Raw genomic sequence first — 20,641 nt, forward strand, 5'->3', positions numbered from 1 at the left:
GCTCATTAGATTAATAATTAATGAAATAGAGAAAGATTTCCGAACAATTGTAATATTCAATTAAAAATAATTCCGTCTAATAACCGTCTGCCGTTTTATTCCAACCAGCTTTTATAATAATCCGGGTCTTCGATATCAAAGGCATAATTCGTCAGTTGCAGCGGTGCGAAGGCGTCGATCATTACAGCAAGTTCCCTGGTTTCCTTCTGTCCGATGCTGCGCTCCACGGCTCCCATATGCGGCCCGTGGGGAATGCCTGCCGGATGAAGGCTCAGCATACCGGCTTCTACATGGTTCCTGCTCATAAAGTCCCCGTCTACATAATACAAAACCTCGTCACTGTCGATATTGCTGTGATTGTAGGGGGCCGGGATCGCCAGCGGGTGATAATCATACAACCGGGGCACAAAGGAACATATAACAAACCCTTTGGTGGCAAATGTCTGGTGAATCGGAGGAGGTAAATGCACCCTTCCGGTAATCGGTTCAAAATTATGAATGGAAAAAGCATAAGGATAAAGGTAACCGTCCCAGCCCACTACCCCAAAAGGGTGATTGAGATAGGAATAGGGATACATCATATCCTGTTTTTTGATGTAAATCAGGAATTCCCCCTGCACATCATGAGTTTCCAGATCCTGCGGCTTGCGAATGTCCCTTTCGCAAAAGGGGGAATGCTCCGTCAGTTGTCCAAACTGGTTTCTGTACCTGCGAGGCGTAGTGATGGGGGAAGAAGACTCCACGATCAAAAGCCGGTTGTCCTCATCCTTAAACTCCAGTTGATAAACCGTTCCTCTTGGGATGATCAGATAATCACCATAACCAAAGGGCAATTGCCCGTACATGGTTTTCAGGATGCCTTCTCCCTTGTGGATAAAAATCATTTCATCGGAATCCGCATTCTTGAAAAAATAATCGGTCATGCTGCTCTTCGGAGCAGAAAGTATGATCTTGCAATCACTGTTCACCAAAACGGCTTTCCGACTTTTGAGATAATCATCCTCAGGCTTAATTTTAAACCCTTTGAGGCTTCGGTGTTTCAGGTCCTTGCTATGGATCACTTCAGGAGCCACAGAATATGGATCGCCCACCTGCAGGATCTGTGTCGGCGGATTGGAATGATAAATCAAAGAATAGAGGTCATCGAATCCAATGGTGGAAAACAACTCCTCATGGTAAAGCGTACCGTCTTCCTTGCGGAACTGAGTATGGCGCTTCGGTGGTATTTTGCCAAGGCTGTGGTAATGCATTTTATGATTGGTTAGGTTGTTTAATGTTCTCAAAAACCTGGTTCAGGCTTTCGATCAATTGTGAAATGGCCTCATCATCAAGGCCTGCCCAGGCTCTTTCTCGACCAGCCTTCATACACGGCCTCACGGTCTCCACTTTTTCCTTTCCCTGTGGGGTCAATACAATATTGAACCGGCGTCGGTCACTAACATCGGGAATCCTGGCTACCAGTTCCTTATCCACCAGGAGATCGAGAATGCGGGTCACCGTGGGCGCATCCTTAAAAACAGCCTTGGCAATTTCATACTGGTTCAGGCCGTCCTCCTTGTCCAACTGTTGCAGGATCACCCATTGGTCGACCGTTATGCCAGCCTCGTCAGCTACAAGCTGTTCCTGGAAAAATCGTTTCATCCGCTTGGCGGTGCGCTCCAGGATAACGGCAGAAATGGCCACTTTTTTATCTAACAGTACAGCGGTTTCCATAAGTCAGTCATTTTGTTAGTGCAAACATAGTTAGTATACTAATTATTTGCAAACAAAATCAAACTTTTAACTTCAAACGCGGCGGTCAACCGTATTCCGTCCACCGTCTCACCGTCTCACCGTCAAAATACTCCAGCCTAAAAACTACTCCTTCTCATGAAAATTAACGACGATCTCGATTTCGGCAAATTTTCTGAACATTTCCATCACACCGCAATATCTTTCCACAGAAAGATCCACTGCTTTTTGAATTTTATCTTTTTTCATATCCGCCCCGTAGAAGTCGTAGACTACTTTTACGGTTTTATAAAATTTAGGATGTTCGTCGGTCAAATCTCCGCTGACATCAATACTGAAGTCATCCACCTCAGCGCGCATCTTTTTTATCAGGGAAGCTACATCCATTGCGGTGCACCCAGCCAGAGCGGCAAGCATTAAAGGTTTGCTCCTGGCCCCTTGACCTTCCCCTCCAACGGCTTCGTCTGCATCGAGCGGAATGACACCCCCTGGAACGGTGGCATCGAATTGCATTTTTTCCTTCCAATTAACATGAACTGTGTTTAACATTTTTTTGTTGTTTATTGTTTGAGAATGAATTTTTTATTGATCCGGGTATAATTGTTGTCATTTTTTATACAAAAGCCAGGCTTCGCTATATTAAATTGTTTTCTACCTTTGGAATTATCTCTACTTTTGCCCCTGGAAATCATCTTTTAATCATAATAAAAATATTTCAAATGAATTTAACAAAGTATGCTTTTCAAGTGTTGATCGGAATGGCCGTTTTTTTATTACCGGGCTCCGCTTTTTCACAAGAAAAGGAAATAAAAATTCCAGCCGGCATTAGCAAAAGAGCCAGCGTGGAAGGCATTACCGAGTACAAGCTTAAAAACGGGTTGAAAGTATTACTTTTCCCTGACCAATCCAAACCTACGACCACTGTAAATATTACCTATCTTGTAGGTTCCAGGCACGAAGGCTACGGAGAAACGGGCATGGCACACCTGCTCGAGCACATGGTATTCCAGGGCACGTCCAATCACCCGGACATTCCGGCAGAACTCACCGAACATGGCGCCTCACCTAATGGTACGACCTGGTACGACCGGACCAATTATTACGAAACTTTTAAAGCTTCTGATGAAAATCTAATGTGGGCGCTCGACCTTGAAGCCGACAGAATGGTCAATTCCTATATTGCCAAGAAGGACCTTGAAAGTGAAATGACGGTAGTGCGCAATGAATTTGAATCCGGTGAAAACGACCCCGAGGGTGTTTTGATGGAACGCGTTTTATCGACCGCATTCCTGTGGCACAACTACGGAAAGAGCACCATAGGAGCAAGAGCCGACATCGAAAATGTGCCGATCGAACGCCTACAGGCTTTTTACCATAAATATTACCAGCCAGACAATTCGGTTTTGTTGGTGGCCGGCAAATTCGATGTGGAAAAAACACTCGGACTCATCGACCAATATTTCAGTAGCATCCCGGCTCCGGATCGTACCAAAGATCCATTGTTCGAAACTTATACCAAAGACCCCACCCAGGACGGAGAACGCCTCGTTACACTTAAAAGAGTAGGCGACGTTCAGGCCGTTTCGTGCGCTTATCACACACCTCCCGGATCCCACCAGGATTACGCCGCCGTGGCCGTACTTGATGAAGTGCTGACCAATGAACCTTCCGGCCGTTTGTATAAAACTTTGGTGGAAACCAAAAAAGCTTCCAGCCAGTGGGGTTTTGCTCCAGGTTTGAAAGAAGGGGGCTTTGTTTATTTCAGTGCCACCGTGAGGAAAGAAAACTCCCTCGAAGAAGCCAAAAACACCATGCTGGAAACCCTGGACAACATCTCCAAAAATCCACCTACCGCGGAAGAAGTGGAACGTGCCAAGTCCAGGATTCTCAAAAACTGGACTATGCAGTTTACCAATGCCAACCGGGTGGGACTCCTGCTGAGCGAATACATTGCCCAGGGAGACTGGAGATTGTTATTCCTTTTCAGGGACAATATCGAAAAAGTAACCGTGGATGACGTTTTGTATGTTGCCGAGCAATATTATAAGCCATCGAACAGAACCGTGGGTATTTTTATCCCTGAAGAAGCACCGGACCGTGCTGAAATTCCAGATGCTCCAAATCTTATTTCACTCGTAAGAGGATATAAAGGAAAAGAAGCCATCGCCACGGGAGAAGAATTTGATACTTCCCCGGCAAACATTGACAGCAGAACAAAAAAAATAACTGCCGATGGCGGAATGGAAATCGCCCTGTTGAAAAAGGAAAACCGCGGAGATGCCGTTGATGCAAGGATCGTTTTGCGTTTTGGAACCCTCGATGATTTTAAAGGAAAATCTGAGATCTCCAGCATGACTGCTGAAATGCTGACTAAAGGAACGGAAAATCTGAGCCGCGAAGCCATCCAGGACAAACTGGATAAACTGAAGGCTACTGTTAATATTTCCGGTTCATTAAACACCGTTACCGCTACCATAAAAACAGAAAACCAGTATCTGCCAGAGGTGATCAAACTGGTAGGGGAAATGTTGAAACAGCCTACTTTCCCTGAAGAAGAATTCAATAAACTAGTGGAAGAACAACTGTCTGGCATTGAATCACAAATGTCAGAGCCGCAGGCCGTAGCCGGTACGCTTTTCAGCCAGTTGCTTCGCCCTTATGACAAAGAAGATCCTCGTTATACCAAGTCAATGGAGGAATCCATTGATGCCATTAAAGCTTTAAAACTGGAAGAAGTAAAATCTTTCTATAAAGACTTCTATGGCGCTACCGACGCTACCATGTCAGTAGTAGGTGATTTTGATGAAGCGGAAATTGAAAAACTTGCTGTGGAAGAATTCGGTGACTGGAAAAGCCCGAAAAAATTCAAACGTACCGTTTCTGAATATAAAGAAACAGAACCAGCCAATAAAAAACTGATCACTCCGGATAAGGCCAATGCCATGTTCCTCGCAGGAATCACCATGCCCATCAGCCAGGAAAATGAAGATTACCCCGCAATGGTGCTTGGTAATTTCATGCTCGGCGGAGGTTTTCTCAATTCCAGGCTCGCGACCCGTATCCGTCAGGACGAAGGACTGAGTTACGGCGTGGGGTCTTTCTTCAACGCAAGGGAAGAAGATGAGAATGCTATCTTTGGAGCTTACGCCATTTACGCTCCGGAGAACGCCAAAAAACTGGAGCAGGCTTTCAAAGAAGAGATTGCCAAAGTCATCGAATCAGGCTTTACGGCAGAAGAACTCGAAGCCGCCAAAACAGGATGGCTCCAGCAAAGCGAAGTGGGCCGCTCTAACGACAGAAGCCTCGCCTCTTCACTGGAAAACAATCTTTACCTGAAACGGGATATGCAAAAAGCCGCGGAACTGGAAACCAAAGTTTCTAATCTTACCGTGGAACAAGTGAACGCAGCCATGAAAAAATATCTCAAGGATCCGGAAAAATTCATTTACGTGAAAGCCGGTGATTTTGAGAAAAGTTAAATCGTAACCGCCGAACCTGCCTGGCTCCAGGCAAGTTTCATTCGGTTAAAAAATCGAACGGACAGTTTCCCTAAGAGGCTGTCCGTTTTATTTTGGAAAATAAATATACAAGACTTAGTTTTGTTTTTAAACTAAGTGTTGTATATTTGTATCACGATCCCTTTTTTGTAACTCAATGACACGCTACTTGAATGAAAATAGCCATTGCTCAACTCAACTACCACATCGGTAATTTCGAAGGAAATACTGAAAAAATAATCCAGGCCAGCCGCCAGGCCAAAGCCGCCGGTGCCGATCTGATCTGCTTTTCCGAACTCGCCATTTGCGGTTACCCGCCGCGGGATTTCCTGGAATTCGACGACTTCATTCACCAGGCAGACAAAGCCATCCAACAACTGGCGGAAGAGGCCAAAGGAATTGCCATTGTGGTAGGTGCTCCCCGAAAGAATCCTGTCATCGAAGGCAAAGATCTTTTCAATTCAGCCTTTTTCCTGGCCGACGGTGAAGTGAAATTCATTCAGAACAAAACCCTCCTGCCTACCTACGATATTTTTGATGAATACCGGTATTTCGAACCGGCCTCGGAATTCGGGGTAGTTACCTACAAAGGCAAACGCATCGCCCTCACCATCTGCGAAGACATCTGGAACATCGGCAATGAAAACCCTTTGTACACCATTTGTCCGATGGATGAAATGATGCCTTACCAGCCTGATTTTATGCTCAACCTCTCGGCTTCTCCTTTCAGTTACAAACAGGCTGCTGAACGCAAACATGTCGTCAAAACCAACGTGGAACGCTACCGGTTGCCTATTTTTTATGTCAATCATGTGGGGGCCCAAACGGAACTGATCTTCGATGGAGGTTCCCTGGTTTATGCACCGGATGGAAGGCTTTACGATGAACTGCCCTATTTTGAAGAATGCATTCAGTATTACGACCTCGAAGAAGTTCAAAAAGGCAGAGAAAATGCCGGCCAGCAATGGTCCAAGACAGCTTTGATCCATGATGCCCTTGTCTTGGGGGTAAAAGATTATTTTGGTAAACTCGGTTTCAAAAAGACCATCCTGGGCTTGTCAGGAGGAATCGATTCTGCGCTGGTCGCTGTTTTGGCTACCCGCGCGCTCGGTAAAGAAAACGTCAGGGTATTGCTAATGCCTTCCCAGTTTTCCAGTGACCACTCCGTGAACGACGCCCGCCAGCTGGCTGAAAACCTGGGCATTGAATACGACATCATCGAGATCGAACCTATTTACAAAACGTACGAAAAAACACTGGAGCCTTATTTCGAAGGACTACCTTTCAATATTGCTGAAGAAAATCTACAGGCCCGCGCACGTGGAATGTTGCTCATGGCCTTCTCCAACAAATTCGGACACATCCTGCTCAACACCACCAACAAAAGCGAAATGGCCGTTGGCTATGGCACTCTTTATGGCGATTTGTGCGGTGGATTGTCGGTCATAGGCGACGTGTATAAAATGGAAGCCTTTGAACTGGCCCGATATATGAATAAAGACGGAGAAGTGATCCCGAAAAACATCATCACCAAACCGCCTTCAGCAGAACTCCGACCCAATCAAAAAGACAGCGACAGCCTGCCTCCCTATGAAGACCTCGACCAGATCCTTTTCCAGTATATCGAAAAACGTAAAGGGCCAAAAGAGATCATTGCAATGGGTTTTGAAGAAAAACTGGTGCGCAGGGTATTACGTTTGGTAAACATCAATGAATTCAAACGCTACCAGACGGCCCCGGTTTTGCGGGTTTCGCCGAAAGCTTTTGGCATGGGAAGGCGGATGCCTATTGTGGGGAAATACCTGGCTTGATGCGGTGATTCGATGATGAAATGATTCGATGATGAAATGATTCGATGATGAAATGATTCGATGATGAAATGATTCGATGATGTGATGTTACGATGATTTGATATTATGATGGTTTAAGAATTGAGCGTGAAAAAAGGTAGCTGATGGCCTCCAATTACCTGCAAAAATTACAGCCAATAGCACGAAATCTCTCTTTGCTTAGGGCCGGGGCGGAGGTGTGGCAAAAGTGTAAATTTATTTTTACCGCAGAACGTGCTCAAATAACTGTGTCCGATAGTATCTGGATCCTTGATAATCAACAACCATCCCGACAATTTTATCGAGGATGTCGCGATGCTCCATTTGAACCTGCTTCCTGATGTTGTCAGGCAGGTTTTGAACCTAAAACCTTGAACAGTCCTATGATTCATGCTTTTGTTTTTGGAAAATTTTTGCCTTTTCACCTGGGCCATAAGGCTTTGATCGATTTTGCCCTGGAACAATGTGACCGGCTATCGGTGTTGGTTTGTGCCGGGCAGCTCGAAACCATTGAAGCAAAAACGCGGGCCAACTGGATCTCAGACACCTACCCTGCCGCAAAACAGATCAACATCATCGAATTGCCTTATGATGAGAATGAATTGCCCAACACATCCGTTTCCTCCAGGGAAGTATCCAAAATATGGGCTCAAAAATTTAAGGAATTGTTGCCGGATACTGATTTGTTGATCACTTCCGAACCTTATGGAGAATTCGTCGCCGGATTCATGGGCATCCGGCACATCCTTTTTGACCAGGAAAGGACGGGAATGCCCGTTTCCGCCACCGATATCCGAAAGGATGTTTACCATAACTGGCATTTTCTTCCTGATGCCGTCAAACCCTTTTTTCAAAAAAAGATCGCCATCCTGGGTACGGAATCCACCGGAAAAAGTACGCTGACCGAAAAACTACATCGACAATTCAACAGTTCCATCGTCCGGGAAGCCGGGCGGGAAGTAGTCGCCGATTCCAATTCCTTTGACAAGGAAGACCTGTTGCTTATTGCCGTAAAGCATGCTGAATACATTAAATCCGCTGAAGCAGAACGGCAACCTTTCATTTTCATGGATACCGACATCCATATCACCCAATCCTACGCAAAATTCCGGTTTGGAGAATATCTCCAGCTTCCGGAAAACATTTATGAAACCAACCGGGCCGATCTTTATCTTTACCTCGACCCCAATGTCCCCTACCTCCAGGACGGCACCCGGCTCGCCGAAGCGGAACGCAATCAACTGGATGAGATGCACCGGGAAACTTTATCTTTTTTTGGCATCAAATTCGAACATATCACAGGTAATTGGGAAGAAAGATTTAAACAAGCCAGACAGCAAATAAACTTGCTTAAAACCTTAAATTTGTAAAAATTGGCGTAACTATACATACAAATAAACCCAACAAAAAATGCCTTTCAAAATTATTTTCATTTCGTTTGCTCTGCTCCTTTCTGGCTGCAAAAACCTGAATCCTGCCAATGAAGAATCCATATGGATAACCACTGCTCCTGCCGGGGATGAATTCGCTGCCGTCCGTCCTGATGGTAAAACAGTGATTCCCAACGGAAGATTTATCCAACCGCTTGGCAAAAGCATTCTCACCGCGCCTCATCCTTACGGACTGGTGCTTAGCCCTGACGGCAATACCGCCGTTACGGCCAATTCAGGAACCAATCCCATTTCAATAACCATCATACGCCATTTATTATCGGATCATCCGGAAGTACAACAAATTCCGCCTGGCCCCAAATCTGACGAAGGGGTTTTAGCTTCCGTTTTTATGGGATTAGCCATTTCCCCCGACAACCAGACTGTTTATGTTTCCGGAGGGCAGGAAAATAAAATTTACCTGTTCAATTTGTCAGATGGAGCCCCCAAAGGCACCATTGATTGTTCCGGCATCACCCCTGAACAGGATTATAGCCATGGTTATCTTGGCGACCTGAAACTCTCCAGGGATGGAAAAACGCTTTTTGTCGTTGACCAAATCGGTTTCAGACTGGTCATCATAGATACCGATCAGAAAAAAGTAAGCCATTCCGTTTCCGTAGGCCGCTATCCATTTGGCGTATGCCTCTCTCCTGATGAATCCAGGGTATATGTGGCCAATGTAGGCATGTTTGAATATAGCAAGATCAAAGACAGCCGGGATACGACGCAATTTCATTCCGTTGATTTTCCCGCCTCGGGTTATGGCACCGAAGCCATGAAAAGCGGATATATGAACGACTCTGTTTATGTAAAAGGATTGGGTGACCCGAATGCCATTGAGGCTTTTTCTGTTTTTGCGATTGATCTGACGGAAACCCCAACAGTAACCGCTAAGATCAAAACAGGCCACCTGGTAGGCGCCTTGATTGAAGGCATTCCCGCTGTGGGCGGCGCGAGTCCCAACTCTATAGTGGCCACGGATCAATACGTTTTTGTAAGCAATGGAACCAACGACAATATTTCGGTCATTTCACTCGAAAAAGATACCGTGATAAAAACCATTCCCTTAATCCCGGAGGCAAGGCTAAAGCATTTCCGTGGCGTCATTCCATTTGGACTGGCCTTGAGTCCGGACCAAAAAAGATTGTATGTTGCCGAATCAGGAATCAATGCGGTCGGGGTGGTTGACATAGAAACAATGAAAGTTTTAGGCCATCTCCCCACGGGATGGTTCCCATCGAAAGTGGAAGTCAGCCGCGATGGAAAACACTTGGTCATTTCAAATGCCAAAGGATTTGGAAGCGGCCCCAATGGCGGCCAATCTTTCCAAATAGGCCCGGAAGGCAGTTATATCGGGTCATTGATGAAAGGGACGGTCCAGGTTTTGGCCATTCCTTCAGATGATCAACTGGAGCAGTTGACCCAACAGGTGATCGAAAACAACTTTTCATTTGCCCGTTCTTCAGATCCCGTTTTCCAGGGCAGACAAAACAACCCCATTCCCCTTTATCCCGGGGCCACTTCAAGTCCGATCAAACACATCGTTTTCATTTCCAAGGAAAACAGGACCTATGATGAAATTTTTGGCCAAATAGGAAAAGGAAAGGGTGATCCCACCATTGCCCGGTATGGAACAGGAGCCTCTTTTAGAAATGATGCCAAAACGGACTCCGTCGAAAATGCCACCGTTATGCCCAATCACCTGGCGCTGGCGCAGGCATTTGCCATTAGCGATAATTTTTACGTCGATTCAGACGTGTCGGCCGATGGCCACCGGTGGTTGGTGAATACCTACCCGAATGAGTGGGTGGAAACATGCACGGCAGCCAGCTATGGCGGGAACCGGAATTACAAAGAAGGCTCAAAAGCTCCCGGCGTTTATGCCATGAACGGTTCCGCAGGAGCCATTTACCCCGAAGATTATAATGAGGCCGGATCCATGTGGGATCATTTGGAACGCCATGACAAATCCTTTTTCAACTTTGGATTTAGCGTCATGTTTGAACCGGCCTTTTACAAACAGGAATACAAATACACAGGCATCAATCAACAGGTGAACTATCCTTTGCCACAGCCTGTTTACAACAAAACTTCGCATACTTATCCTACCTACAACACAGGCATTCCCGACCAATTCAGGGTAGACCAGTTTCAAAAGGAATTTACAGAAAAATGGATGACAGGCAAAGACTCCATGCCCGAATTGATTACGGTGATCCTCCCGAATGACCACGGCGCCGGGAACCGCCCCGAAGCGGGTTACCCTTTCCGGGAAAGTTACATGGCCGATAATGACCTGGCAGTCGGGCGTATTGTGGAATTCCTTTCTCATACCCCCTATTGGGGAAATATGATGATCGTCATCACGGAAGATGATGCTCAAAACGGCGTGGATCATGTGGATGCGCACAGAAGTGTGCTGATGGTCATTTCCCCCTGGGTAAAGCGAAATTACGTCAGCCATACTCACTACAGTTTCGGCAGTATTTTCAAGACCTTTTGGAATGTGATGGGCATGCCCTACCTGAATCAGTACGATGCAGGAGCGACTGACCTGGGGGACTTCTTTAATGATCACCCGGATCTCAGTCCTTATAATGCGCTGCCGGTGGATGAAAGGATTTTCAACCCACAATTGGCTCTTGATCCTTTTGATGAAAACTTCAACTGGAAAGCGGTGGAAGAATCTCCACAAATGGATCATCCCGGCGATATGCTGAAAGACAGTAAGGAACAGGACAAAGACCGGCTGGAAAATCGGGAACGGAAGCAATAGTTATTTACTGACGTTACGCGGACAGATCCAATAATAAATTATTTTGATTCTTTTTGGAAAATGGTTCTCGCCCGAATATCAGATAGGCACGTTGCTTTTAGCTTTTGAAATGCCTGTTTTAGATGTGTTCATTTTGAATCCTTTATCTTTTTTTCCGGCCAAAAAAAGATAGAAAAAAGGCCTGGAAATGCAAGGCGGCAAGCTCAAACCCGGTATTATCGGATGGCATAATCGAAGATTTTATCAGGCTCTTTCGTTTGATATAAGGCGATTTTCCCGTTAAGTGGCACCGATATCCGTTTACTTGGGAATTGAAATAACTTAAACATCCGCAGATAAGAATCATTTTTTGTTTTTGCCACTTCCCGAAGCCATCTGACGCCTTATATCTCTTTGGGCCGCTGTGCATTTCCAATTTTTGAATTAATCAGAACCCTTCCCGGAATTAATTTAAAACAGAGTTAACGCGTAACGTCAGTTATTTATATCAAATTTGAAAAATTTGGATTGCCGGTCCCCGGGGAAAAATACCTTCAGGATCCGGGTTTAAACCTCCATGCCCCTGACAAAAGCCCGATCCACCACATCACTGCCAAAAGCATAAGGCATATAGGCTACCGAAGGCATAGGTTTTGTGATAAAAAAGTTAGCGAAATTACCCCTTCGGATACTGCCGTGTTCAGCTTCCAGTTCCATGGCGTAAGCCCCGTTGATGGTGGCTGCATTGACGGCTTCTTCCGGCAACATTTTCATTTTGATACAGGCCAGGGAAAGCACAAAAGACATCTTTCCGGAAGGCGAAGACCCCGGGTTGTAGTCAGTAGCCAGCACCACCGGCAAGCCGGCTTCGATGAGCTTGCGGGCCGGGGGAAAAGGATCGTTCAGAAAAAAAGGCGCCGAAGGCAGCAGGACAGGAAGAGTGTTGCTGCCGGCCAGGCAGGCAATTTCCGCCTCGTTGATCACTTCCAGGTGATCGACAGAAAGCGCACCGCCGTTGACGCTGGCTTCAATGCCGCCCATGGAATTAAACTGGTTGGTGTGAATCTTGGCTTTCAGTCCATACTTTGCTCCTGACTCAATGATCCTCGAGGTTTCTTCAGGAGAGAAAAAGCCCTTTTCACAAAAGGCATCAATGTAATCAGCCAGCCCCTCCCCGGCAATCACAGGCAATATTTCCTCAAGGATCAGTTTTATATATCCTTCTCTGTTTTCCCGGTATTCCATGGGCAAGGCATGGGCGCCCAGGAAAGTGGCCTTAATCGTCAACGGTGAATTTTCCTTTAACCGGCGGATAACCCGCAACATTTTCAACTCTCCTTCCACACTCAGTCCATAACCGCTTTTGATCTCAATGGCTCCGGTGCCGTAATGAGCCACCTCTTTCAATCTGCCCATGGCACTTTCAAACAAAGCCTGCTCCGGCATGTCCCTGAGCCGGCGGGCAGAATTGAGAATACCACCGCCTTTGGCGGCTATTTCAGCATAACTTAGTCCGTTGATCTTATCCACAAACTCACCTTCCCTGCTTGCTGCAAAAACCAGGTGGGTATGCGAATCACACCAGGACGGAAAAATCATGCCTCCTTTTGCATCGATGGAAACATCAGCACGTTCCGGGCAAGAGGACATCGGACCAAAGTCTTTGATGCGATCCTCTTCTACCAGGAGCCAGGCATTTTCCAGTTGAGGCAAATGCTTCATGGCTGCCCCTTTCACCACGGAAGGTATTTCATGGTGGACCTGAACGAGCTGTTTGATATGATGAATGAGGGTTGTAGACATGGTGGAATGGTTATTTGGAGGCAAATTTAGGCTTTCTGATGTAATTGCCCAAATTCGTTTAATCTGGGCTCTATTTCACTTCAGGAAGTAGAATGGAAATTCTCCAGGGTACACTTTGGGGGGAAGTCCTGAAAAAACATGGTTGGCTCTCGCAGATGGAAAAAAGTGACATGCCGTATCTTTGGTCTGAAAAACAAGACAATATAACCGAAAATGATCAGCGAAAATCAGCGGAATCAGCGTGACACAAAATAGTGTACGGTAGCGAAAATAGAAAAAGAAGGAGAAGGATCAAACAAATAAGAACCGATTATTTTTACTTTTCACACCTCACCCTTCGTCTCCAGCATACTCTCTCCCATCAGGTAAATATCTACGGCCCGGGCCGCTTCGCGCCCCTCGGATATCGCCCAAACCACGAGTGACTGCCCGCGGCGCATATCGCCTGCGGTAAAAACCTTCTCTATATTGGTCTGATAATTTTTCTCGTCGGCTTTTACGTTACCCCTGTCGGAAAGGTCAATGCCCATTTGTTGCAATACACCGTCCTGCTTTGGGTGCATAAATCCGATCGCCAGCAAAGCCAGGTCGCAGGGAATTTGACGCACGGTACCCGGAACCTCCGTGAACGGAGCCCCGGTGACTGGATCCCTTTCCCATACAATATCCACGATTTCAATGGCTTTTACATTGCCCGCTCCGTCATCGATAAAGGTCTTGGTAAAAATGGACCATTGCCGCTCGCATCCTTCCTCATGGGAAGTGGAAGTACGCAAAATAGTAGGCCAGTTGGGCCAGTTGTTCGGACCACGCTCTGTGGGAGGCTTTGGCAGCAATTCGATCTGGGTGACCGAAGCAGCTCCGTGTCGGTTGGAAGTGCCTACACAATCTGATCCTGTGTCTCCCCCGCCGATGACAACGACGTGTTTCCCTGCGGCATGGATCACCTCAGATTCAGGGATGGTGTCCCCGGCGACCCGTTTGTTGTTCTGGGCGAGGAAGTCCATCGCAAAATGGACGCCCTTTAACTCGCGTCCCGGCATATCCAAATCCCGCGGAATGGTAGATCCGCCACACAAAATGATGGCATCAAAATCGTTGAGCAACATTTGTGGGTCAACATTCCTCCCGACATCCGCATTGGTTTCAAAACGGATGCCCGCAGCTATCATCAGGTTAATCCTTCGGTCAAGGACTTCTTTTTCCAGTTTAAAATCAGGAATGCCATATCGGAGCAATCCCCCTACCCTGTCGGCCCTTTCGAAAACGATGACCGTATGTCCCACCTTATTGAGCTGGGCAGCAGCAGCCAGGCCTGCAGGGCCTGATCCTACAATGGCCACCCTTTTTCCACTACGGGCAGAAGGCGGTTGAGGCCGGATAAAACCTTCTTCAAAAGATTTTTCGGCGATGGTTTTTTCAATGTGCTCAATAGCTACCGGAGGCTGATTGATCCCCAGCACACACGATGATTCACACGGTGCAGGGCAAATCCGACCGGTAAATTCCGGGAAATTATTGGTGGTTTTGAGAATTTTATACGCCCGGTACCAATCTTCATGATATACGGCGTCATTAAATTCAGGAATGATATTGCCCAATGGACACCCGTGGTGGCAAAAAGGTACCCCACAATCCATACATCGTGCAGATTGTTGCAAAGTGCGTTCAATAGGAAACGGACTTTCGATTTCTTTATAATCATTTAGTCTTTCCTCTACCTCCCTTTTTCCAGGAAGTTCTCTATCGTATTTTAAAAAACCTTTCGGATCTGCCATGAAAATATAAAATGTAAAATGTAAAATGTAAAATGTAAAACCTGCCTGCAGAAGCAGGAAGGTAGGTGTAAAATAAAAAACCTCAACAAGTCAACCAGTAACGAGCAACAAGCAACCGCCTACCCCTTCACTCCGATAATCTCCTTCGTTTTGTTGTTTTCGAGTGCTTTTCTATACTCCTCCGGCATCACTTTGACAAAACATCTACAGTATGCTTCCCAGCCGTTGAGCATCCTTTGTGCCTGTTTGCTTCCCGTATATTTTGCATGATTGCCGATCATTTTTTCCAACAAACGGAAATCCTCCTCCAGCATGGGATCCAAAGAAACCATCTCAGTATTGAGGTTCTTTTCAAATGAACCGTCCGGGTTGTAAATATAAGCCACGCCCCCGCTCATTCCTGCAGCAAAATTCTTTCCTGTTTCTCCGAGTACGATGACCAACCCTCCCGTCATATACTCACATCCGTGGTCCCCGATGCCTTCAATAATTGCTGTAGCGCCGGAATTTCGGACACAAAATCTTTCTCCCGCCATCCCGTTGATATAAGCCTCTCCGGAGGTAGCCCCGTAAAAGGCTACGTTTCCAATAATAATATTCTCACTCGGCACGAATTTAGCAGTACGGTCAGGCACGGCGATCAGTCGGGCACCCGAAAGCCCCTTGCCGAAATAATCGTTGGCTTCCCCTTCGACGGTCAACTTGATGCCCTGGGCACAAAAAGCCCCAAAACTCTGTCCTGCGGATCCGCGAAAGTGAAAATCGATGGTATCTTCCGGCAATCCCGCACTTCCGTATTTTTTGGAAACCTCGTTAGAAAGCATAGCGCCCACCGAACGATCGGTATTTCGGATATCAAAGTTTAACTTCACCTGATCCTTGTTATCCAGGGCAGGCTGAGCCGCTTTAATCAGTGTTCTGTCCAGCACATTTTCCAATCCATGATCCTGTTCTATGGCTTTGTACTGCACCACATCAGGATTTTCAGTTTCTTTATAGAGTATCGGGCTGAGATCAAGCCCTTTTAATTTCCAGTGTGGTCTATCCTTTTTAAAACGAAGCATCTCCACTTTTCCAACCATTTCATTGATGGAACGAAATCCAAGTTTGGCCATATACTCTCTAAGATCGTTGGCCAAAAAGGTAAAGAAGTTGATGACGTATTCCACTTTACCGTCAAACCTTTTCCGCAGGTCCTCATCCTGGGTGGCAATCCCCACCGGACAGGTATTGAGGTGACATTTTCGCATCATAATGCATCCCTCAACCACGAGGGCTGCTGTAGCAACGCCCCACTCCTCAGCGCCCAGAAGGGTCGCAATGGCCAGGTCGCGGCCCGTTCTGAGCTGACCGTCGGTTTGGAGTACCACCCGTTCCCTGAGGTTATTTCTCACCAAAGTCTGGTGGGATTCGGCAACCCCCAATTCCCAGGGCAATCCGGTATGCCTGATGGATGACAAGGGAGAAGCTCCGGTTCCTCCGTCATGGCCGGAGATCAAAATAGCATCCGCGTGGGCTTTCGCCACTCCGGAGGCAATGATTCCAACTCCTGCTTTGGAAACGAGTTTTACGTTAATGCGCGCTTTACGGTTTGCATTTTTTAAGTCAAAGATCAGTTGAGCCAGGTCCTCAATGGAATAAATATCGTGGTGCGGTGGCGGTGAGATCAACCCTACGCCTGGGGTAGAATGCCTGACGCGGCCGATCCAGTCGTTGACTTTGTGCCCCGGCAATTGTCCGCCTTCTCCCGGCTTGGCGCCTTGAGCCATTTTTATCTGCAATTCCCGGGCATTGGAAAGGTAATTACTCGTCACGCCGAAACGTCCTGAAGCCACCTGCTTAATGGCTGAACTCTCGGAATCCCCATTTTCGTGCCATTCAAAACGACTTTCATCCTCTCCGCCTTCTCCGCTGTTACTTTTCCCCCCAATCCTGTTCATCGCAATAGCCAGGGTACTGTGTGCTTCATGAGAAATGGATCCAAAAGACATGGCTCCCGTGGCAAATCGTTTGAGAATATTTTCAACACTTTCCACCTCCTCTATCGGAATGGGATTGCCTTTACGAAACTCCAGGAGACTGCGTAAAGTGATGGCTTTTTCACTCTGATTATTGATGACTTTGGCGTATTGTTTATACGTTTCGTAATCATTGGTGCGGGTTGACAATTGCAATAGATGAATGCTCTGTGGGGTAAACAAGTGGGCTTCTCCCCTTCTTTTCCACTGGAAAACGCCCCCTTCATCCAGCATGGGGGTATCCGGCAGGCTCTTTTTGGGAAATGCCCTGTTGTGTCTTTCCAGTGCTTCCCTGGCCAGGTCATCAAAGGAGAGTCCGTTGATCCGGGATACTGATCCCCGGAAACAAAAGTCAGTGACTTCTTCGCTCAGTCCCAATACTTCAAAGATCTGTGCTCCCTGGTAAGACTGAAGGGTTGATATCCCGATTTTAGACATTATTTTCAACAACCCTTTTTCTACTGCTTTTTTATAAATATAAATCAGGTCATCCAATGATTTTCCGGAGTCAAAAATATTGTTTTTCTTCAACCCCGCAATCCCTGAAAAAGCCAGGTATGGGTTAACGGCCGAAGCCCCGTAGCCAATCAAGGTGGCCACGTGATGGGTTTCATAAATATCTCCGGCTTCCACCACGATGGACGTTCTGCTCCTCAGCCCGGCACTCACGAGATGATGGTGGATGGCTCCTACCGCCAGGAGGGAGGGAATCGGTGCATGGAAAGCATCGGCACTTCTGTCGCTCAACACCAGGATATTGCTGCCGTTCCTGACGAAGTCCTCGGCACTGGCACAAATATGATCCAGTGCAGCCTTCAAGCGCCCCTTTTGTCCATCGGCATTAAAAAGAATCTTGATGGCATTGCTCCGGAAATTATTATGGTAAATGAATTTCACTTTAGCCAGGTCGTGATTCGTAAGAATCGGGCTTTCAAGATGGATATAGGCCGCATGTTCGGTCTCCGGGCGCAGAATATTTTTCGATCCTCCAAGCATACTGAACAACGACATCACCGAGCGTTCCCTAATGGGATCGATAGGCGGGTTGGTGACCTGGGCAAACAATTGCTTGAAGTAATTGGCTACATGCTGTGGTTTGTGAGACAAAACCGCCAGGGGAAAATCTGCCCCCATTGAGCCAATGGGATCCGTTCCACCTTTGATCATCGCTTCGAGCATGATATCAATGGATTCCCTGGAATACCCGTGCAACAGCTGGTTTTTGATCAAGGTCTTCCGATCCACTTCCACCTGGCTCTCATTCCTGATGACAGGCAGATCCTTTAGCAATAAACGATGGTCTGCCAACCAGTCGCGATAGGGCAATCTTCGGCAAATCACATTCTTGAGTTCTTTATCACCGATGATGCGATTTTCATTCAGGTCGGCAATCAATATTTTACCCGGCTGCAGCCGGCCTTTGAGCACAATTTTCGACGGATCAATATCGATGACTCCGGCTTCAGAAGCAAGGATAAGGGTATTATCTTCTGTGAGCAGGTATCTCGAAGGCCTCAGGCCGTTTCTGTCGAGTGTTGCTCCAACAAGGATACCATCGGTAAAACAAATGGAAGCCGGACCATCCCAGGGTTCCATAATGGTTTTGTGGTATTCGTAAAAGGCTTTTTTGTAGTCCTCCATATTCGGATCATGCTCCCAGGCTTCGGGAATCATCATCATCATAGCGTGAGGAAGGGAATAACCGTTAAAAGTCAAAAACTCCAGCGCATTATCGAAATTACCGGAATCGGAAAGGTTTCCGCCACAGATGGGCTGCAGCATTTCAAATTCATCATTGGAAAAATAATTAGACTCCAGCTGAGACTCCTTGGATTTCCACCAATTGAGATTACCGGTTATGGTATTGATTTCCCCATTATGGGCCATATAACGGAATGGCTGGGCCAGTTTCCATTTTGGCACCGTATTCGTTGAAAAACGAGAATGAACCAGTGCCAGGCAAGAGGTAAACATAGGATCATCCAGATCCCTGAAATAAGACCTGAGTTGAAAAGTCGTCAGTTGCCCCTTGTAAATAATGGTTTTGTAAGAAAATGAGGTGATATAATAGAGATCCCTTGATTGAGGAAGGATCTTGAAAATATTGTGCGCAGCATATTTCCGGAGGATGAAGAGTTTTCGTTCTAATTCACGGGGCTCCAGGTCTGTTTTGGGTTTTACAAATACCTGCTCCATATTCGGCTCAGTATCGAGAACGGCCTGACCCAGGTTTGAATTATCCACCGGAACGGGGCGGTACCCCAATAATTCAAATCCCACCTCGTCAATATAATCGTTCAACAACAACCGGCACTGCTCGGTAAGGTTTTCATGTTTTGGAAAGAAAACCATCCCAACACCATATTTTGAATACTCCGGGAGTTCAAAGCCCAGTTTCTGACATTCACTCACAAAAAATTCATGAGGGACCTCCAGTAAAATCCCTGCTCCATCTCCTGTATTTGGATCGGCTCCCAGGGCACCGCGATGCTGCATATTGTGCAACATGGTCAGGGCATCCTGCACCAGTTTATGGCTTTTCTTTCGCTCCAAATTCGCAATAAGCCCTATACCACAGGAGTCTTTCTCCATTTGTGGTACGTATAAGCCCCCCTTTTCAGTAGTCATATCAATCAATTTAGTATTGCCGTATCATGCGGAAGCTGGCAAATATATTCAGGCTAAAGGATAAAATCCAAGTCAAAAAACTTAGTTTTATACGAAAGCTAATTATTAAAAAAATAAAGTAAACTCATCAAATGGTTGATGAAATAAGGTAGGCTTTATTTGATTAGACCGGATCCATATTAAAGAAATAATATTCTTAAAAATCCCGATCCGTCCCCAAAGATAATTTAAAGTAGTGCAGTTTGTGAAATATTAAGAAAAATAATTTTAAACTTTCCAAATAAACTACAGGATAAAAGAATGGCACAAGAAGGACTCAATCCGCATTTTCAATTAATTTCCTTGTTACCTCAATAACAACAATTTAAATCAGCCCATAGTTGCGGGTTGCAGGTGAATTCACCTGCAACCCGTAACGTATTGGATGCCAGTCCCTAACAATCAACCCTTTTTGACGCTGCCTAAAAATAAAGAAATTTTGACCTGATTGATGTTTATGCCCTGAAATGAGAGAGGATTAATCCAGGTTGGGCTGTGGAGTGATTCTTAGGTATGGTTTTACCTCAACATGCCCTTTGGGAAAGAGCGCCGGTATTTCTTCGTTTGTAACTGAAGGGGAAATAACGCAATCCTCTCCGTTTTGCCAGTTAGCAGGGGTGGCTACCTTATGATAGGCCGTTAACTGCAATGAATCAATGACCCTTAGGAGTTCATCGAAGTTTCTCCCTGTAGAGGCCGGGTAAGTAATAGTCAATTTCACCTTTTTGTCTGCCCCGATGACAAATACGGATCGTACCGTCAATTTATCATTGGCATTCGGATGGATCATATCATATAAAGTGGATACTTTTTGATCCTCATCGGCAATAATAGGAAAATTGACCGTTGTGTGCTGGGTCTCGTTGATGTCTTTGATCCAGTTATTGTGAGATTCCAGGCCATCCACACTCAATGCCACCACCTTGACATTTCGCTTATTGAAGGCTTCTTTATATTTCGCAACCGTTCCCAGCTCAGTGGTGCAAACGGGAGTGTAATCTGCCGGATGGGAAAACAACACCCCCCAGCTGTCTCCCAGCCATTGATGGAAATTGATCTCTCCTTCAGTCGATTGGGCAGTAAAATTCGGAGCTTCATCTCCTAATCTGATGGTAGCCATAATTTTAAAT

The 20,641-nt window shown here is 46.2% G+C and carries 11 protein-coding genes; 4 read left to right on the forward strand and 7 right to left on the reverse strand.

Going from position 1 to position 20,641, the window contains the following annotated elements; all coding sequences use genetic code 11:
• Positions 1 to 95 precede the first annotated feature (95 nt).
• The 3 genes from H6571_21345 to H6571_21355 all read right to left on the reverse strand — a co-directional run bounded on the left by H6571_21345 (position 96) and on the right by H6571_21355 (position 2,280).
• Positions 96 to 1,250: a homogentisate 1,2-dioxygenase gene (locus H6571_21345; GenBank protein ID MCB9326299.1), complete on the reverse strand. Its 1,155-nt coding sequence runs from the start codon at positions 1,248 to 1,250 to the stop codon at positions 96 to 98.
• A gap of 1 nt (position 1,251) precedes the next feature.
• Positions 1,252 to 1,713, reverse strand: coding sequence for a MarR family transcriptional regulator (locus H6571_21350; protein MCB9326300.1), 462 nt, complete (start codon positions 1,711 to 1,713; stop codon positions 1,252 to 1,254).
• Positions 1,714 to 1,857: 144 nt separating this feature from the next.
• The gene (locus tag H6571_21355) at positions 1,858 to 2,280 is read right to left on the reverse strand and encodes an OsmC family protein (GenBank protein MCB9326301.1); all 423 of its coding nucleotides are present in this window, start codon (positions 2,278 to 2,280) and stop codon (positions 1,858 to 1,860) included.
• Between the two features lie 170 nt (positions 2,281 to 2,450).
• Here H6571_21355 and H6571_21360 point away from each other — a divergent pair, with 170 nt between their 5' ends.
• From H6571_21360 to H6571_21375, 4 genes are all read left to right on the forward strand, one after another.
• Positions 2,451 to 5,210 (forward strand): insulinase family protein, encoded by a 2,760-nt coding sequence (locus tag H6571_21360; protein MCB9326302.1) that lies wholly within the window; start codon positions 2,451 to 2,453, stop codon positions 5,208 to 5,210.
• A 191-nt stretch (positions 5,211 to 5,401) separates the two neighbouring features.
• The gene (locus tag H6571_21365) at positions 5,402 to 7,039 is read left to right on the forward strand and encodes an NAD+ synthase (GenBank protein MCB9326303.1); all 1,638 of its coding nucleotides are present in this window, start codon (positions 5,402 to 5,404) and stop codon (positions 7,037 to 7,039) included.
• Positions 7,040 to 7,440: 401 nt separating this feature from the next.
• Positions 7,441 to 8,427 carry an AAA family ATPase gene (locus H6571_21370; protein MCB9326304.1) on the forward strand — a complete coding sequence of 329 codons (987 nt, stop codon included), beginning with the start codon at positions 7,441 to 7,443 and terminating at the stop codon, positions 8,425 to 8,427.
• A 127-nt stretch (positions 8,428 to 8,554) separates the two neighbouring features.
• Complete coding sequence (locus H6571_21375; protein ID MCB9326305.1) at positions 8,555 to 11,266, forward strand: bifunctional YncE family protein/alkaline phosphatase family protein; 2,712 nt, start codon at positions 8,555 to 8,557, stop codon at positions 11,264 to 11,266.
• A 546-nt stretch (positions 11,267 to 11,812) separates the two neighbouring features.
• On the opposite strand, the gene H6571_21380 is transcribed toward H6571_21375, so the two are convergent.
• The 4 genes from H6571_21380 to H6571_21395 all read right to left on the reverse strand — a co-directional run bounded on the left by H6571_21380 (position 11,813) and on the right by H6571_21395 (position 20,631).
• Entirely contained in the window at positions 11,813 to 13,048 is a 1,236-nt protein-coding gene (locus tag H6571_21380) for an imidazolonepropionase (GenBank protein MCB9326306.1), read from the reverse strand.
• A 323-nt stretch (positions 13,049 to 13,371) separates the two neighbouring features.
• Entirely contained in the window at positions 13,372 to 14,826 is a 1,455-nt protein-coding gene (locus H6571_21385; GenBank protein MCB9326307.1) for a glutamate synthase subunit beta, read from the reverse strand.
• A gap of 119 nt (positions 14,827 to 14,945) precedes the next feature.
• On the reverse strand, positions 14,946 to 19,472 hold the full coding sequence (gene gltB / locus H6571_21390) for a glutamate synthase large subunit (protein ID MCB9326308.1): 4,527 nt from the start codon (positions 19,470 to 19,472) through the stop codon (positions 14,946 to 14,948).
• Between the two features lie 517 nt (positions 19,473 to 19,989).
• On the reverse strand, positions 19,990 to 20,631 hold the full coding sequence (locus tag H6571_21395; protein MCB9326309.1) for a peroxiredoxin: 642 nt from the start codon (positions 20,629 to 20,631) through the stop codon (positions 19,990 to 19,992).
• Positions 20,632 to 20,641: the final 10 nt, after the last annotated feature.

The organism is Lewinellaceae bacterium (assembly GCA_020636105.1).
GTDB lineage: Bacteria > Bacteroidota > Bacteroidia > Chitinophagales > Saprospiraceae > BCD1.

Bases quoted from the DNA above. Each gene is read 5' to 3' on its own strand.
- H6571_21345 (MCB9326299.1), bottom strand. From the start codon at position 1,250: ATGCATTACCACAGCCTTGGCAAAATACCACCGAAGCGCCATACTCAG.
- H6571_21350 (MCB9326300.1), bottom strand. From the start codon at position 1,713: ATGGAAACCGCTGTACTGTTAGATAAAAAAGTGGCCATTTCTGCCGTT.
- H6571_21355 (MCB9326301.1), bottom strand. From the start codon at position 2,280: ATGTTAAACACAGTTCATGTTAATTGGAAGGAAAAAATGCAATTCGAT.
- H6571_21360 (MCB9326302.1), top strand. From the start codon at position 2,451: ATGAATTTAACAAAGTATGCTTTTCAAGTGTTGATCGGAATGGCCGTT.
- H6571_21365 (MCB9326303.1), top strand. From the start codon at position 5,402: ATGAAAATAGCCATTGCTCAACTCAACTACCACATCGGTAATTTCGAA.
- H6571_21370 (MCB9326304.1), top strand. From the start codon at position 7,441: ATGATTCATGCTTTTGTTTTTGGAAAATTTTTGCCTTTTCACCTGGGC.
- H6571_21380 (MCB9326306.1), bottom strand. From the start codon at position 13,048: ATGTCTACAACCCTCATTCATCATATCAAACAGCTCGTTCAGGTCCAC.
- H6571_21385 (MCB9326307.1), bottom strand. From the start codon at position 14,826: ATGGCAGATCCGAAAGGTTTTTTAAAATACGATAGAGAACTTCCTGGA.
- gltB (MCB9326308.1), bottom strand. From the start codon at position 19,472: ATGACTACTGAAAAGGGGGGCTTATACGTACCACAAATGGAGAAAGAC.
- H6571_21395 (MCB9326309.1), bottom strand. From the start codon at position 20,631: ATGGCTACCATCAGATTAGGAGATGAAGCTCCGAATTTTACTGCCCAA.